This window comes from Thermocrinis jamiesonii (assembly GCF_000702425.1).
Classification (GTDB): Bacteria; Aquificota; Aquificia; order Aquificales; family Aquificaceae; genus Thermocrinis; species Thermocrinis jamiesonii.
On the sequence record NZ_JNIE01000009.1, the window covers coordinates 1 to 15,725 of the forward strand.

A 15,725-nucleotide genomic window follows, 5' to 3' on the forward strand; every position below is an offset into this window, starting at 1 on the left:
GCCCATAGCGATGGAGGAAGGTTTAAGGTTTGCCATAAGGGAAGGTGGAAAGACAATAGGTGCAGGTGTTGTCACAAAAATACTTGACTGAGGGGGTAAAACATGGCTGCGGTGAGAGAGGTAATAGTTTTGGCGTGTACTGAGTGCAAAAGGAGGAACTACTCCACCACAAAGAACAAGCAAAAAAAGCCCCAAAGGTTGGAACTGAGAAAATACTGCAAGTGGTGCAAAAAGCACACCATCCATAGAGAGGTAAAGTAGGGGCACTAGCTCAATTGGCAGAGCGCGGGACTCCAAATCCCGCGGTTGGGGGTTCGAGTCCTCCGTGCCCCGTATGGAGAAAGGAATGGAAAAGATAAAGAGCTTCTTAAAGGGTGTAAGACAAGAGTTAAACAGGGTTTCTTGGCCCCAAAAGAGTTTGGCTTTTAAGGCTACAGTTAGTGTTATAATATTCTCCCTAATAATCGGTCTTTATCTTTGGATCTTAGATATAGCTTTTGTAAGAATCATTAACTTTTTACTTTCTCTGAGAGGTGGATAATGGGTGAATTTAAGTGGTATGCTTTGCAGGTGGAGGCTGGTAAAGAGGCAACCGCTAAGGAGAATTTCCTAAAAGTTTTGGAGTTGGAAGGTCTCTCTGAAAAGGTTCAGGAGGTTGTTGTTCCTGCGGAGGAAAAGGTAGTCATAAAAACAATGGGGAAGGAAAAGTACAGGCTATCTTTGCGGGGGAACAACAGAGACATAAGCGTGTTGGGGAAAAAGGGTGTGACCACCTTTAGAATAGAGAATGGAGAGGTTAGGGTTTTGGAGAGCGTAGAAGGAGACTTATGCGTAGAAGCACCGCCCATATCAAAACCAGGACAGAAAATAGTCTGCAAAGAAAACAAGACAGAGGCAAAGATTATTCTGGAATCTAAGATGTTTCCAGGATACTTGCTTATTAAGGCGGATATGGACGATACCCTCCTGAGAGCCATAGAAAAAACACCTCACGTGTATAAACCAGTCTTGGTAGGCGGAAAAGTAGCTTCTCTTGACGAAAAAGAAGTAGAAAGAATTATAGCCTTTGTGAAGAAGGGAGTAAGACCGCTTAAGGTCTTATTTGAAAAGGGAGATCAAGTAAGGGTCATAGAAGGTCCATTTATGAATTTTACCGGCACCGTAGAAGAGGTGCATCCGGAAAGAGAAAAAATAACTGTGTTGATCAGCATATTTGGAAGGCTAACTCCGGTGGAGTTAGACTTTTCTCAAGTTGAAAAACTCTGAAAAATATGGTATAATGTGTTATTCTTCATGGAGGTAGATAATGGCTAAGAAGGTGACTGCGACGGTGGAGCTTATGCTTCCTGCACAGCAGGCAACTCCTGCACCACCGGTTGGTCCAGCGCTTGGTCAGCACGGAGTAAATATAATGGAATTTGTTAAACAGTTCAATGCGGCGAGCAAAGAATTTGAGCCGGGAACAATAGTGCCGGTTGTTATCACCATCTATCAAGATAGAAGCTTTACCTTTATAATGAAAACTCCCCCTGCGTCTTATCTGCTAAAGAAGGCAGCTAAGATTGAAAGTGGTTCTAGTGATCCAAAGAGGCAAAAGGTGGGTAAAATAACCGTAGATCAGCTAAGAGAAATAGCAAAGATCAAGCTCAAGGATATGAACACCACAGACCTAAACGCTGCTATGAGAACCATAGCTGGAACTGCAAAAAGCATGGGCATAGAAATAGAAGGTTGGAAGGAGTAAGCGATGAAGAGGTCTAAAAGGTATGCTAAGTGTGTCCAGTTATACGATAAAAACAAGTTATATTCTGTGGAAGAAGCGGTGCAGTTGTTAAAGAAAATGCAAGCGGAGTGCGGTCCCAAGTTTGACCAGACGGTTGAGCTAGCCATGAGGCTCGGAGTGGACCCAAAGTATGCAGACCAGATGGTAAGAGGTTCAGTTGTGCTTCCCAATGGCTTAGGTAAAGAGCTAAAGGTTTTGGTTTTGGCAGAAGGTGAAGCCCAAAGGCTTGCAAAGGAGGCAGGTGCGGATTACGTAGGTGGAGAGGAGTTGATAAACAAGATCCTCAAAGAGGAGTGGGTGGATTACGACGTGGTTATAGCGGTTCCGGAAATAATGCCCAAAGTGGCAAAGTTGGGTAAAATACTTGGACCAAGAGGTCTTATGCCAAATCCGAAAACTGGCACAGTAACTAACAACGTCAAGCAGGCCATAGAGGAGGCAAAGAAGGGTAGGGTGGAGTTCAAGGTTGATAAAACGGGTAATGTGCATATGCCAGTAGGTAAAGTTTCTTTTGAAGATAGAAAACTTATTGAGAATATATACACTGCGATTGATGCGGTGGTAAAGGCAAAGCCTCCCGGTGCCAAAGGACAGTATGTCAAGAGCATAACTCTTTCTGGGACAATGACTCCAGGTATAAAAGTAGATGTAAGAGAAACTTTAAGAAGACTACAGGAGGCGGTTGCATGAGAAGGGCTTGGGCGTTGAAGGCAAAACTGGTGGATGGATATAAAGATAGAATAAACAGGTCTAATCTGGTGATATTTTTTAATTACTCGGGTATAGATGCTTTTCCTCTTACCAAGCTTAGGGCTGAGCTTAAGAGTATGAACGCAGAGCTTTTGGTGGGGAAAAACACGCTGTTTTACAGAGCTTTTATGGATACTGCGGTCGCAGATCACAGAGAAGTGCTGGTGGGTCCTACCGCTTTGGTCTTTGCCTACGGCGATCCGGTGGTTGTTGCAAAAAAGATCTTTGAAGTTTCAAAGGAATTAAACGCAGAAAACCCTATAGCAAGCATAAAGGGTGGTTTTATGTCGGGTAGGTTCTTAAAACCTCAGGAAGTTCAAGCCCTTGCAGAATTGCCTCCAATTGACGTGCTTATATCCAAGCTTATAGGCACACTGCAGGCACCTTTGATTAATCTTATACTGGCGCTCAAAAGTGTGCCACAAAAGTTAGTTCTTACTTTAAAAGCCATAGAAGAGAAAAAATCCCAATAAGGAGGTATAAAGATGCCAGCTATTACCATTGAAGAGATAGTAGAAGCCATAGGTAACATGACAGTTTTGGAAGTTGCCGAATTGGTTAAAAGGCTTGAAGAGAAGTTTGGTGTCTCTGCAGCTGCTATGGTAGCAGCTGCGCCTGTAGCGGCGGGAGCCGCAACTGCTCCAGCTCCGGCAGCAGAAGAGAAAACGGAATTTACAGTAATACTCAAAAGCGCCGGCGCTAATAAAATAAACGTGATAAAAGTTATAAGGGAAATAACAGGTTTGGGTCTTAAGGAAGCAAAGGATTTGGTGGACGGTGCTCCCAAACCTGTAAAAGAAGGAATCTCAAAGGAGGAAGCGGAACAAATAGCCAAAAAACTTCAAGAAGCAGGGGCAGAAGTAGAGATAAAGTGATTACTTACAAAACTGAGCTTTTGAGTAAGCTATACCCCCTATTTCCAAAGGGGGTATTTTGTTTTTTTACGCTTCTGTGGTATAATTTCTTGTTTGACTTTAAAAATTTGGTAGAGGTAAGGACATGAAGAGAAACATAGCTCTTCCAAGAAAATTCTTTGGTAAAAGAGAAGAGCTGATTACTCCTCCCTATCTTCTTAAAGTTCCGAAAGATTCTTTTGAGTCTTTCATACAGTTTAAAAAAGCTCCCCAGAATAGAGAACTGAAGGGTTTAGAGTATCTGTTTAGGACCTCTTTTCCTTTTAAAGACCCAGACGAAAAGATTACCATAGAATACTTAGGATACGAAATTGGTGAATGGGAGTGCAATAGGTGTGGATATAAAGCCCATTCAGATCCAAGCTTTCTTGGGGGATATGGAGTAGACTGCCCTAAATGTGGTTCAAAGCTCGTGTATAAAGAAAAATTCACCGTGGAAGATTGTAAGATGAGAGGTTTTACTTACTCCGCACCATTAAGGGTTCTGGTTAGGCTAAGGACCAAGACGAAAAAGGGCGAAAGGGTTAGCGAACCGAAGAAGGTGTATTTCGGAGAAATTCCTATGATGACGGAACACGGATCTTTCGTGATAAACGGAAGTGAAAGGGTAGTGGTAAATCAGCTTATACGTTCTCCGGGAGTTTTCTTTGAAGAAAAGGAAGAGAGACAAAAGGAAACAACTATAGTGCGGATGGTTTATAGGGCAAGCATCATTCCGGATAAGGGCTCTAGGATAGAATTTGAGCTTTCAAGCACCTCTGATATTCTAACTTGCAGAGTGGACAAGAAGAAAATAGGCGGTTCTTATGCCTTTAGAGCCTTTGGTTTGGAAACTGCATACAGCATACTAAAAGCCTTTTATCCGGAAACCAAAAAGCTCCTTGTTAGAGATAGCATTTTGTTTGATGAAGATACGGGAGAAGAATACAAACTGGAGGATTTAGAAGGTTTTTACTTGTTTGCCATACTCAAATACAGGGGAATAGTGGAAGGGAAGGGGACAGAGGAGGAGTTTATAGAAGAAAGATACATAGAAGATCTAAATCTTTTGGAGAGACTGCTCAAGGATGACAGGATAAGCGTAGAAGAGCTATGTGCAGTTTCTAAGGAAAGCACGGTAAAAAGTCCCTACGGTAAGATTATAGTGGAGACATTAATTTCTGAGTGCTCACCGAAGGATTCAGATAAGAGAAGCCAAATAAGGATTCCTTCCAAATTCAGGATATCGGATATTGCGCTGGTGGATATATACAAAAAGCTAAGATCTATTGAACCTATGGTAATGGAGTTGGAACACCTTATTAGCAGGGCAAGGACGCATTTTGAGCTATACTTCAAAGACATAACTAGATATGACCTTTCCAAGGTAGGTAGGGTAAAGCTTAACGCAAAGGTTCATAACGTTCCCAAGGTTCTCAAACCTACAGATATAGAAAGGTTAAAAGAGCTTCCTCCTTTGGTGGTGGTAGATGATGATGGACAGGAAAGGTTGGCAACAGAAGAGCTTCTCAAAGAGCTTTTCAAAACCAAGAGTGAGGTAAGAGTAAAGGATTACACCGAGGGAGAAGCAAGGTTTTTGAGTGCCTTAGACCTTGTAAATGTGGTCAAGTATCTCATAGACCTCCGGTATGGAAGGCAGAAGAAGGATGACATAGCTTATTTGGGTAACAGAAGGGTACGTGCAGTTGGAGAACTTTTGGAAAACCAATGCAGGATAGGCATAGCCCGTATGGAAAAGTATTTTAGAGACAGATGCACGGTGGTGAGTCCGGATGATCCAAACCTCAAACCTCAGGACCTTCTCCAACCAAGATACTTAACCGGTGCGATCTATGACTTTTTGAAGGGTGGTGCCCTTTCCCAATACTTGGATAACACTAACCCTCTTTCTGCTACAACCCACAAAAGAAGGCTTTCTGCCTTGGGTCCAGGTGGTCTTACCAGAGAAAGCGCAAAGTTTGAAATCAGAGACGTGCATCCGTCCCACTACGGTAGAATCTGTCCTATAGAAACACCGGAAGGTCAAAACATAGGCTTGGTCACATCCCTTACGGTCTATGCCCAACTTAATGAATACGGCTTCATAATCACGCCTTACAGAAAAGTTGAAAACGGTATAGTCAAAGACACCGTAGAATATTTGGCTGCTTATGAAGAAGAAAACTTTGTAATAGCACAGTACACTCCCTATGGAGAGGATGGCAAACTTAAAGCTGACCGGGTATATGCAAGATACAAAAACGACATTCAGATAGTGCGTCCAGAACAGGTTAATTACATGGACGTATCCCCAAGGCAAGTAGTTTCTGTATCTGCTTCTTTAATACCATTCTTAGAACACGACGACGCCAACAGAGCACTTATGGGTTCTAACATGCAAAGACAAGCGGTCCCGCTTATTTTCACACAAGCTCCTTTGGTGGGCACTGGTATGGAAAGTATAGTAGCGCGGGACAGCGGAGCGGTGGTAATTGCAAAGAGAGGTGGAGTGGTGGAAGAGGTGGACGGTAAGATAATCGTAGTGAGGGTAAATCCGGAAGAAATAGACCTAAACGATCCAACGGATATAGGCATAGACATATATGAGCTTGAAAAATTCAAGAGGACTAACCAAAATACCTGCATAAATCAGAGACCCTTAGTATTCAAAGGTCAGGTGGTAAAGAAAGGGGATGTGCTTGCAGATGGCCAATCAACCTACAAAGGAGAGCTTGCCTTAGGGAAGGATGTTTTGGTAGCCTTCATGCCATGGAGAGGCTATAACTTTGAGGATGCCATAGTCATATCAGAGCGTTTGGTCAAGGATGACGTATACACCTCCATTCACATAGAAGAGTTGGAGGTGGAAGCAAGAGAAACCAAGCTGGGCTATGAGGAAATAACCCGCTCTATTCCGGGAGTGCCAGAAAAGGCACTGGCTCACCTAGATGAATTTGGCATAGTAAAAATCGGAACATACGTCAAACCAGGGGACATTTTGGTTGGAAAGGTTTCTCCTAAGGGTGAAAGCCAGCTAACACCTGAGGAAAAGCTCCTGCAGGCTATATTTGGAGAGAAGTCAAGGGATGTAAAGGATACGTCCCTTAGGTGTCCTCCGGGTGTGGAAGGGGTAGTGGTGGATGTAAAGATCTTTGCAAGAAAGATAGGTGAAAAAAGAAATTACTTGGCAGAGTATGTAGAAAGACAGGAAAGGGAAGCGTTGGAAGCAGAACTTGAAAAGAAGAAAAAGCTCATAGTGGAGGGCAGGAACAAGCTGATAAAGAGCTTGGTTTTGGGTAAAGCCTTGGACAAAGACATAACTGTAAAGAAGAAGACCTATCCAAAGGGAACGGTTATAGACGAATCACTGTTTGAATTGCTTTTAAATTACATAATCACCAAGCCGGAGAATCTGTTTGATGACGAATCGCTCTGCGAGAAAATAAGGGAGATAAGAGATAGGACAAGGTTCCAAACAGAAATGATTTCAAAAATTTACGAAGAGAAAATGGAAGCCATAGGCAAGAGGGGTGAGCTACCTCAAGGAGTAATTACTCTCGTAAAGGTTTATATAGCTCAGAAGAGAAAGATAAAGGTAGGGGACAAAATGGCAGGTAGGCACGGAAACAAAGGTGTTATATCGGTGGTCTTGCCTGTGGAGGATATGCCCTTCCTTGAAGACGGAACACCGGTGGATATAGTCCTTAATCCTTTGGGTGTTCCATCCCGTATGAACGTAGGTCAGATACTTGAGACACACTTAGGATGGGCTTCAAAGGAACTTGGGAAAAAACTAAGTAAGCTTATACAAGAAATGAAGGATAGAAAGGAAATTACAGAGTTTTTGAAAAGAATCTACAGCGTGGGTGACACACCAGATGGTCAAAACGTAAAGGCTATTGAAGACTTTCTAAATTCTCTTACCGATCAAGAATTTAAGGAGATTGTTCAAGAGTATGCGGAATATGGCATACCCATGGCTACTCCCGTTTTTGAAGGAGCCAGTGAGGAACACATAAAAGAGCTCTTAAGAATGGCAGGTCTTCCGGAAGATGGAAAGACTGTGCTTTACGATGGAAGAACGGGAGAACCTTTTGACATGAGGGTGACCGTTGGTTACATGCACATGTTAAAGCTCATACATATGGTGGATGATAAGATCCATGCAAGGAGCACAGGTCCCTATTCGTTGGTCACTCAACAGCCTTTGGGTGGTAGAGCTCAGTTTGGTGGGCAAAGACTTGGAGAGATGGAGGTTTGGGCTTTGGAAGCCCACGGTGCAGCTTACACCTTGCAAGAAATGCTCACGGTAAAGTCCGACGACATTGAAGGAAGAACCAAGGTTTACGAATCTATAGTTAAAGGTAAATACATGTATTCCCCCGGCATACCAGAATCCTTTAGAGTTTTGGTAAGAGAACTAAAAGCCTTGGGCTTGGATGTAAGATGTGAAAACGGGGCAAATATGCCCTGTGATCAAGTGAAAAAGACGGAGGAAGAAACATGAGAAAAGGTTTGCTTCCCTTTGAAAGAATAAAATTGATGCTGGCTTCCCCAGAAGAGATAAGAAGCTGGAGCTATGGGGAAGTCAAAAAACCTGAAACCATAAATTACAGAACCCACAAGCCGGAAAAAGATGGTCTTTTCTGCGCAAAGATATTTGGACCTATAAAGGATTACGAGTGCCTTTGCGGTAAATACAGAGGAAAGAGGTATGAAGGAACAATATGTGACAGGTGTGGTGTGGAAGTCACAAGATCTTACGTTCGTAGAGAAAGGTTTGGACACATAGAGCTTGCTGCTCCAGTAGTGCACATATGGTTTTTAAAGAGCACTCCCTCTAAGATCGCCACCCTTTTGGGTCTGTCCTCAAGGGATGTGGAGAGGATCATCTACTTTGAATCTTACTTAGTTATAGAGTACCCAAGCGAGGATGAAAGGACAGCCTTTGAACAGTCCGAAGATAGCATACCCATCAAGGACGATATGGGCAATACGGTGTTTGTAAAACTTCATGTGGTCGATGAAGACAGATACCTTAGCGAATATGCAGTTAATCTGGAGCACAAATATGAAGGCGGTATGGGAGCAGAGGTCATAAAAAGGGTGCTATCAGCTCTTGATTTGGAAGCTTATGCCAAAAAACTGAGGGCCGAGGTCAAACCTTATAGTCTTTCCTTTGAGGATATGAACAAAGAGTTAGAAGTAAAGTACAAAAAACTCTATCATAAGATGGTAAAAGCTGTAGCGGACAATTTCAGACTTTATGGCATAGAGCTATCGCTTCCAGAAGGTATGACCTTAGATCAGGCTCTTTTGGGTGTGTTTAACGAAGAGTTGTATCTGGACGTTCAAAATGGAGAAATACGCAGCCAAGACTGTGAAGGCTGTTTAACAGGCAACAGAGCTATACGGGAGTTTTATGAGTACCAAAGGTCCAAGAGGAAGGACATTCCAGTTTTTGAAAAGATTGAGGAAGATATAAGGAATACGGTTCTTAGGGAACTTTCAGAAAGCAAGATTAAAAAACAGCTCAGAGTGTTAAAACTTGTAGAAAGTTTTATAAAGAGTGGGAACAAGCCTGAGTGGATGGTTCTTGAAGTTCTGCCTGTCCTTCCACCAGAACTTAGACCATTGGTTGCTTTGGACGGAGGCAGGTTTGCTACCTCAGACCTTAATGACCTTTACAGAAGGATCATAAACAGAAACAACAGGTTGAAAAGACTCATAGAGTTGGATGCTCCTGAGATAATAATAAGAAACGAAAAGAGAATGCTTCAGGAAGTAGTCAATGCTCTCATAGATAACGGTAAAGGTGGAAGAGTCATAACCCAAAACGGAAGACCTCTCAAATCCTTGGCAGATTATCTAAAAGGTAAGCAGGGAAGGTTTAGGCAAAACCTTCTTGGAAAAAGGGTAGATTACTCTGGAAGGTCTGTCATAGTAGTTGGTCCTGAGCTTAAAATGCATCAGTGTGGTCTTCCCAGAATAATGGCCCTTGAGCTTTTCAAACCCTTTGTATACAGAAGACTGGAAGAGAAAGGCTATGCTACTTCCATCAAAAGTGCTAAAAAGCTCGTAGAAAACAAGGCTCCTGAAGTTTGGGAGTGCTTAGAAGAGGTGGTAAAACAGCATCCAGTTCTGCTCAACAGAGCGCCTACCCTTCACAGGATGTCCATCCAAGCTTTTGAACCAGTGCTCGTGGATGGAAAGGCTATACAGCTTCACCCTCTGGTATGCCCTCCATTTAATGCGGACTTTGATGGGGACCAAATGGCAGTTCATGTTCCTTTAGGTATCCACGCCCAGCTGGAAGCTTACATACTCATGCTTTCCACCCAAAACATACTCTCACCAGCTCATGGAAAGCCCATAACTTTGCCTTCCCAAGATATTGTGCTTGGCCTTTACTATCTGAGTCAGATGGTTAGGGGTGTAAAGGGGGAAGGTAAGCTCTTTTACAGCAGAGAACAGGTTTTGCTTGCGTTAGAGAACGGCGTGGTGGATGTGCATGCTCCAATAAAGCTAAGACTGGAGGACGGAAAAGTTATAGAAACCACTCCCGGAAGAGTGCTTATAAACAGCGTACTTCCAAAGGACTTTCCCTTCTTGAATGAGGTCTTAGACAAAAAAGCTATTTCAAAGCTTATTTCCAAAATTTACGAAATGTATGGAGTAGAAGTAACCGCTCAAGTTCTTGATAACATCAAAGACCTTGGCTTTATGATGGCAACTAAAGCAGGCGTTTCCATAGGCATAGAAGACCTTCAGGTACCAGCGGTGAAAAAGGACATACTCAAAGAAGCATTCCAACAAACAGATGAAATATTTGAACTCTACAGAAAAGGGATCCTAACATCAAAAGAAAGATACAACCGAATCATTGACCTTTGGTCAGAGATAACGGACAGGGTATCCCGAGCTATGTTTGATGAGATAGAAAAGTCTTCCCGTCAGGAGAGGGACAAAGTCTACCCTGGAACCTTTAACCCTATATACATGATGGCAAACTCTGGTGCAAGAGGTAACAGAGATCAGATAAGACAGCTTGCTGCGATGAGGGGACTTATGGCAAAGCACACGGGTGAGTTTATAGAAACCCCCATAACTGCAAACTTCAGGGAAGGACTTTCTGTGCTTGAATACTTTATTTCAACCTACGGTGCAAGAAAGGGTCTTGCGGACACAGCTCTAAAGACAGCCTTTGCAGGTTATCTTACCAGAAGACTTGTGGACGTAACCCAAGACATAATGATTACCAAAAGGGATTGTGGAACTACCAAAGGAATAGAGATGACCGCCATAGTGGAAGGAGGAGAGGAAAAGGTTCCCTTAAAAGACAGGATTATAGGAAGGACGCTGGCAGAAGACGTAATGGACCCATACACAGGAGAGGTTATCGCAGAGAGGAATACCATAATAGATCCAGAACTTGCGGAGAAGATAGTGCATAGGGGTATAGAAAAGGTTAAAGTGCGCTCACCTTTGACGTGCGAAGCGGAGTTTGGCATATGTGCTATGTGTTATGGTTGGGACTTGTCTCAGCGCAAGCTTGTGGATATAGGAGAGGCTGTTGGGATCATAGCTGCCCAGTCCATAGGAGAGCCAGGAACACAGCTAACGATGAGAACATTCCACATAGGCGGTGCGGCAATAGCGGAAAGGGCCAAGGGAGAGCTTTTGAACGAAACAGAAGGAAGAGTAAAGTTTTACAACATTAAGCTTATAACCGACAGAAACGGAAGAAAGATAAACATTTCAAAGGACGGTGCCATAGGCATACTGGATAAGGATGGGAGGATGGTAGAAAGGCACGCAGTTCCGTATTCTGCAGTGATCAAGGTAGAGGAGGATGCATGGGTTAAAGAAAACACTGTTTTGGCAGAATGGGACCCATTCAACACCTACATAATAGCAGAAGTCTCCGGAAAGGTAGAACTGAAGGATATAGCCTTAGATATAACCGTAAAGGAAGAGAGAGATCCATTAACAGGAAAGACCTCTACAGTAGTGTCCTTTACCAGGCCAAAGGACGCTATGCTCCACACCCCAAGGATCGTTGTGGTTACTGAAGATGGAAAAGAGGTGGTTTATGACCTTCCAGTAAACTCCATCATAAGCATTCCACCTGAGCAAATAAGTATGGAGTGGTACCTTTGCCCAACCTGCACCGAATCGGAAGGGACAGAAATCCAGCACAAATACTACGTAGTAAAAGATTTCTGGGTAGAGCCTGGAGATGTGTTAGCCAGAATCCCCAAAGAGATGGCAAAGGTTAAGGACATCGTAGGAGGTCTGCCTCGGGTAGAAGAGCTTTTCGAAGCAAGGCGTCCTAAGAATCCAGCCATTCTATCTGAAATAGATGGAACTGTAAAGATCTACGAGGATGCGGACGAAGTTATACTTTTCAATCCAAAAACTGGTGAAACGAGAAAATATGATATCAAGAAAGATGAGTACATTTTGGTTACTCACGGACAGTTTATACAGAAAGGTACAAAGATTACGGACAGTATTACAGCAGATATGGATGGTCAGGTTAGGATAAAGGGAAGAGGATTTAAGGTTGTGGTGTATAACAAAGAAACAGGCCTACAGAGGGAATACTTTGTGCCGAAAGGTAAGCACCTTCAAGTTAGGGATGGAGATACTGTCTCTGCGGGAGACCCATTAACCGACGGCATACCAGACCCACATGAAATCCTTAGGATCAAGGGAGTGGACGAACTACATAAGTTCCTTTTGAAAGAAGTGCAAATGGTATATAGACTGCAAGGAGTAGAAATAAACGATAAGCACTTTGAAATAGTAATCAGACAGATGCTAAGAAAAAGAAGGGTTATAGATCCAGGAGACAGCAGGTTCCTGATCAATGAAGAGGTGGATGTGGAAGAATTGAGAGAAGAGATAAAAAGGATAAAAGAAGAGGGTGGTAAAATCCCAAAGGTTGAACCCATCCTCGTTGGTATATCCAAAGCGGCACTAACTTCCAGCAGTTGGATATCTGCCGCTTCCTTCCAAGAAACTACAAAGGTGCTCACAGATGCCGCCTGCGAAGGAAAAGTGGATGAGCTAAGAGGAATAAAGGAAAACGTCATCATAGGTAATATCATTCCTGCTGGAACTGGTGTGGGAGAATACAGCTTGTTGGAAGTAGAAGAGGTGGAAGTTAAAAAAGGTATGGTATAATAAATAGCTTTAGGAGGTAGGAATGCCGACCTTTAATCAGTTGGTTAAGTATGGAAGAGAGAAAAAGAAGAAAAAGAGTAAAGCGCCTGCTTTGCAAGGTAATCCCCAAAAGAGGGGTATTTGCGTCAGGGTCTATACCGTTACTCCAAAGAAGCCAAACTCTGCTCTGAGAAAGGTTGCAAGGGTTAGATTGTCCAACGGCATAGAGGTAACAGCTTACATTCCGGGAGAAGGACACAACCTGCAGGAACACTCCATAGTTTTGGTTAGAGGAGGTAGGGTAAAGGACTTGCCTGGCGTTAGATACAAAATCATAAGGGGTGCCTTAGACGCTGCAGGAGTTGCCAACAGAAAGCAGTCTAGGTCTAAGTACGGTGTAAAAAAACCAAAACAGCAAGCTCAAGCGGGAGGTAAAAAGTAATGCCAAGGAAAGGTCCAGTTAAACCAAGAGAGATTCCACCAGATCCAAAATACGGAGACGTGATAGTTCATAAGCTCATAAACAAAGTGATGAAGGACGGTAAAAAAAGCGTGGCAGAATGGATAGTATACACAGCCTTGGAAGAAGCTTCCAAGGTAGCCAAGATGCATCCGGTAGAACTTTTGCACAAAGTTGTGGATGCTCTAAAGCCCGAGTATGAAGTAAGGCCCAGAAGGGTAGGAGGAGCAACCTACCAGGTTCCCATAGAGGTTCCTCCAAGAAGGCAGATCAGTTTGGCTTTAAAGTGGTTGGTAGAAGCAGCAAGAGAAAGACCTAGACACAGAGGAAGCTATACTATGGTAGAGAGGCTAAAAGCAGAACTGTTGGATGTTTTGGAAGGTAAAGGTGGAGCTATAAAGAAAAAAGAAGAAATGCACAGGATGGCAGAAGCAAATAAAGTTTTTGCTCATTTTAGATGGTAAGGAGGTAAGAAATGCCAAGGTTGGTCCCTATAGAGAAACTAAGAAACATAGGTATAGTTGCACATATAGATGCAGGTAAGACCACCACCACTGAAAGGATACTGTATTACACAGGAAAAACCTACAAAATAGGAGAGGTGCACGAAGGTGCTGCAACCATGGACTGGATGCCCCAGGAAAAGGAAAGGGGTATAACCATAACCGCAGCTACCACTGCGTGCTACTGGAAAGACCACCAAATAAACATCATAGACACACCGGGTCACGTGGACTTTTCTGTGGAAGTGGTGCGATCCATGAAGGTTTTGGACGGCATCATTTTCATATTCTCCGCAGTGGAAGGTGTGCAACCTCAGTCTGAGGCAAACTGGAGGTGGGCAGACAGATTTGGCGTGCCAAGAATTGCCTTCATAAATAAGTTGGACAGGCTCGGCGCAGATTTCTACAGAGTTTTCAAAGAAATAGAAAACAAACTTAGCATTAGACCGGTTGCTATTCAAATACCCATAGGTGCAGAAGATCAGTTCAAAGGCGTAATAGACCTTATGCAAATGAAGGCTATCATTTGGCTTGAGGAAACGCTGGGTGCTCGATACGAAACAGTGGATATACCAGAGGATTACAAGGAAAAAGCTCAGGAATGGAGAGCAAAAATGGTGGAGGCTATAGTAGAACAGGATGATGAGCTCATGATGAAGTATTTAGAGGGTGAAGAAATTGAGGTAGAAGAACTCAAGAAAGTGCTAAGAAAAGCTACCATAGAGAGAAAGCTTGTGCCAGTTCTGTGTGGTGCTGCCTTCAAAAACAAGGGGATACAGCCCCTTTTGGATGCGGTAATAGATTATCTACCCTCCCCATTGGACATACCTCCGGTTAAGGGAATAAATCCCAAAACTGGTCAAGAAGAAGAAAGAAAGCCTCTGGACGAGGAGCCTTTCTGTGCATACGTGTTTAAGGTAATGAGCGATCCATATGCAGGACAGCTAACATACTTTAGGGTATTCTCTGGTAAAGTCTATGCAGGTTCTTACGTATATAACGCTACAAAAGACAGGAAAGAAAGGATAGGAAGACTTTTGCTTATGCATGCTAACTCAAGGGAAGATGTGCAGGAAGCAGGTGCGGGTGAGATAGTAGCTGCGGTAGGGCTTGATGCGATCACAGGAGATACTCTCTCCGATGAAAAACATCCCATAGTTTTAGAAAAGCTTGAATTCCCAGAACCGGTTATTTCTATGGCGATAGAACCAAAGACAAAGAAGGACCAAGAAAAGTTGTCTCAAGTCCTAAATAAGTTCATGAAGGAAGACCCAACCTTTAAGGCCACTGTGGATCAAGAGACTGGGCAAGTGCTTATACACGGCATGGGAGAACTCCACTTGGAGATCATTGTGGATAGGATGAGGAGGGAATACGGTGTAGAAGTCAACGTAGGCAGACCTCAGGTTGCCTACAAGGAAACCATCAGGAAAAAGGCTATTGGAGAAGGAAAGTTTATAAGGCAGAGCGGTGGAAGGGGTCAATACGGACACGCAATCATAGAAATAGAACCCTTAGAAAGAGGACAAGGCTTTGTCTTTGAAAACGCCATAGTAGGTGGCGTTATACCGAAGGAGTTTATACCTTCTGTGGAGAAAGGTGTCAAAGAAGCTATGCAGAGCGGAGTGGTTGCTGGGTATCCGGTGGTGGATGTTAAGGTTAGACTTTTTGATGGTTCTTATCATGAGGTGGACTCTTCAGACATAGCCTTCCAAATAGCCGGATCCATAGCATTTAAGGAGGCAATGAAAAAGGCAGACCCAGTTCTTTTGGAACCTGTGATGGAAGTAGAGGTGGAAACTCCTGAAGAATACGTAGGTGATGTTATAGGAGATTTAAACTCCAGAAGGGGCAAGATAATGGGTATGGAAAACAAAGGTGTCATAACAGTGGTTAAAGCCTATGTGCCACTTGCGGAAATGTTTGGATACGCCACCACACTGAGGAGCTTGACACAGGGAAGAGGAACGTTTATAATGAAATTTTCTCATTACGAAGAAGTGCCACAGCATGTGGCAGAACAAATAATTGGAGAAAGAACAGGAGCTCTTAAATCATAGATTAAGGAGGTAGAGAATATGGCAAAGGAGAAGTTTGTAAGAGATAAGGAGCACGTCAACGTAGGAACCATAGGACACGTAGACCACGGCAAATCTACCCTTACCTCT

The 15,725-nt window shown here is 43.3% G+C and carries 14 protein-coding genes and 1 tRNA gene; all 15 read left to right on the forward strand.

The features are described 5' to 3' along the window. Window positions 1-91: EF-Tu C-terminal domain-related protein (locus K217_RS07690; protein WP_155991139.1), on the forward strand; the 91-nt coding region annotated here is incomplete at its 5' end. Window positions 92-102: 11 nt separating this feature from the next. Continuing rightward, window positions 103-261: a 50S ribosomal protein L33 gene (rpmG, locus tag K217_RS0107290; RefSeq protein WP_029552459.1), complete on the forward strand. Its 159-nt coding sequence runs from the start codon at window positions 103-105 to the stop codon at window positions 259-261. Then, window positions 261-333, forward strand: a tRNA-Trp gene (locus tag K217_RS0107295). Before rpmG ends, K217_RS0107295 begins: the two co-directional genes overlap by 1 nt. A 13-nt stretch (window positions 334-346) precedes the next feature. Continuing rightward, on the forward strand, window positions 347-541 hold the full coding sequence (gene secE / locus K217_RS0107300) for a preprotein translocase subunit SecE (protein WP_029552460.1): 195 nt from the start codon (window positions 347-349) through the stop codon (window positions 539-541). Further along, on the forward strand, window positions 541-1,266 hold the full coding sequence (nusG, locus tag K217_RS0107305; protein WP_029552461.1) for a transcription termination/antitermination protein NusG: 726 nt from the start codon (window positions 541-543) through the stop codon (window positions 1,264-1,266). Before secE ends, nusG begins: the two co-directional genes overlap by 1 nt. A gap of 40 nt (window positions 1,267-1,306) precedes the next feature. Further along, window positions 1,307-1,744 (forward strand): 50S ribosomal protein L11, encoded by a 438-nt coding sequence (rplK, locus tag K217_RS0107310; RefSeq protein WP_029552462.1) that lies wholly within the window; start codon window positions 1,307-1,309, stop codon window positions 1,742-1,744. A gap of 3 nt (window positions 1,745-1,747) precedes the next feature. After that, complete coding sequence (rplA, locus tag K217_RS0107315; RefSeq protein WP_029552463.1) at window positions 1,748-2,473, forward strand: 50S ribosomal protein L1; 726 nt, start codon at window positions 1,748-1,750, stop codon at window positions 2,471-2,473. Continuing rightward, window positions 2,470-3,006, forward strand: a complete 537-nt coding sequence (rplJ, locus tag K217_RS0107320; RefSeq protein WP_029552464.1) for a 50S ribosomal protein L10 — start codon at window positions 2,470-2,472, stop codon at window positions 3,004-3,006. Before rplA ends, rplJ begins: the two co-directional genes overlap by 4 nt. A gap of 12 nt (window positions 3,007-3,018) precedes the next feature. Then, window positions 3,019-3,408, forward strand: a complete 390-nt coding sequence (gene rplL, locus K217_RS0107325; protein ID WP_029552465.1) for a 50S ribosomal protein L7/L12 — start codon at window positions 3,019-3,021, stop codon at window positions 3,406-3,408. Window positions 3,409-3,532: 124 nt separating this feature from the next. Continuing rightward, the gene (rpoB, locus tag K217_RS0107330; protein ID WP_029552466.1) at window positions 3,533-7,933 is read left to right on the forward strand and encodes a DNA-directed RNA polymerase subunit beta; all 4,401 of its coding nucleotides are present in this window, start codon (window positions 3,533-3,535) and stop codon (window positions 7,931-7,933) included. Beyond that, window positions 7,930-12,615 carry a DNA-directed RNA polymerase subunit beta' gene (gene rpoC / locus K217_RS0107335; RefSeq protein WP_029552467.1) on the forward strand — a complete coding sequence of 1,562 codons (4,686 nt, stop codon included), beginning with the start codon at window positions 7,930-7,932 and terminating at the stop codon, window positions 12,613-12,615. The genes rpoB and rpoC overlap by 4 nt, the downstream gene beginning before the upstream one ends. A 22-nt stretch (window positions 12,616-12,637) precedes the next feature. Next, window positions 12,638-13,036, forward strand: a complete 399-nt coding sequence (gene rpsL, locus K217_RS0107340) for a 30S ribosomal protein S12 (RefSeq protein ID WP_029552468.1) — start codon at window positions 12,638-12,640, stop codon at window positions 13,034-13,036. Next, window positions 13,036-13,518, forward strand: coding sequence for a 30S ribosomal protein S7 (gene rpsG / locus K217_RS0107345; protein ID WP_029552469.1), 483 nt, complete (start codon window positions 13,036-13,038; stop codon window positions 13,516-13,518). The genes rpsL and rpsG overlap by 1 nt, the downstream gene beginning before the upstream one ends. Window positions 13,519-13,529: 11 nt before the next feature. Next, complete coding sequence (gene fusA / locus K217_RS0107350; protein WP_029552470.1) at window positions 13,530-15,617, forward strand: elongation factor G; 2,088 nt, start codon at window positions 13,530-13,532, stop codon at window positions 15,615-15,617. 18 nt (window positions 15,618-15,635) lie between these two features. Further along, on the forward strand, window positions 15,636-15,725 hold a 90-nt coding region (locus K217_RS07545; protein ID WP_038028164.1), incomplete at its 3' end, for a GTP-binding protein.

Bases quoted from the DNA above. Each gene is read 5' to 3' on its own strand.
- rpmG (WP_029552459.1), top strand. From the start codon at position 103: ATGGCTGCGGTGAGAGAGGTAATAGTTTTGGCGTGTACTGAGTGCAAA.
- secE (WP_029552460.1), top strand. From the start codon at position 347: ATGGAAAAGATAAAGAGCTTCTTAAAGGGTGTAAGACAAGAGTTAAAC.
- nusG (WP_029552461.1), top strand. From the start codon at position 541: ATGGGTGAATTTAAGTGGTATGCTTTGCAGGTGGAGGCTGGTAAAGAG.
- rplK (WP_029552462.1), top strand. From the start codon at position 1,307: ATGGCTAAGAAGGTGACTGCGACGGTGGAGCTTATGCTTCCTGCACAG.
- rplA (WP_029552463.1), top strand. From the start codon at position 1,748: ATGAAGAGGTCTAAAAGGTATGCTAAGTGTGTCCAGTTATACGATAAA.
- rplJ (WP_029552464.1), top strand. From the start codon at position 2,470: ATGAGAAGGGCTTGGGCGTTGAAGGCAAAACTGGTGGATGGATATAAA.
- rplL (WP_029552465.1), top strand. From the start codon at position 3,019: ATGCCAGCTATTACCATTGAAGAGATAGTAGAAGCCATAGGTAACATG.
- rpoB (WP_029552466.1), top strand. From the start codon at position 3,533: ATGAAGAGAAACATAGCTCTTCCAAGAAAATTCTTTGGTAAAAGAGAA.
- rpoC (WP_029552467.1), top strand. From the start codon at position 7,930: ATGAGAAAAGGTTTGCTTCCCTTTGAAAGAATAAAATTGATGCTGGCT.
- rpsL (WP_029552468.1), top strand. From the start codon at position 12,638: ATGCCGACCTTTAATCAGTTGGTTAAGTATGGAAGAGAGAAAAAGAAG.
- rpsG (WP_029552469.1), top strand. From the start codon at position 13,036: ATGCCAAGGAAAGGTCCAGTTAAACCAAGAGAGATTCCACCAGATCCA.
- fusA (WP_029552470.1), top strand. From the start codon at position 13,530: ATGCCAAGGTTGGTCCCTATAGAGAAACTAAGAAACATAGGTATAGTT.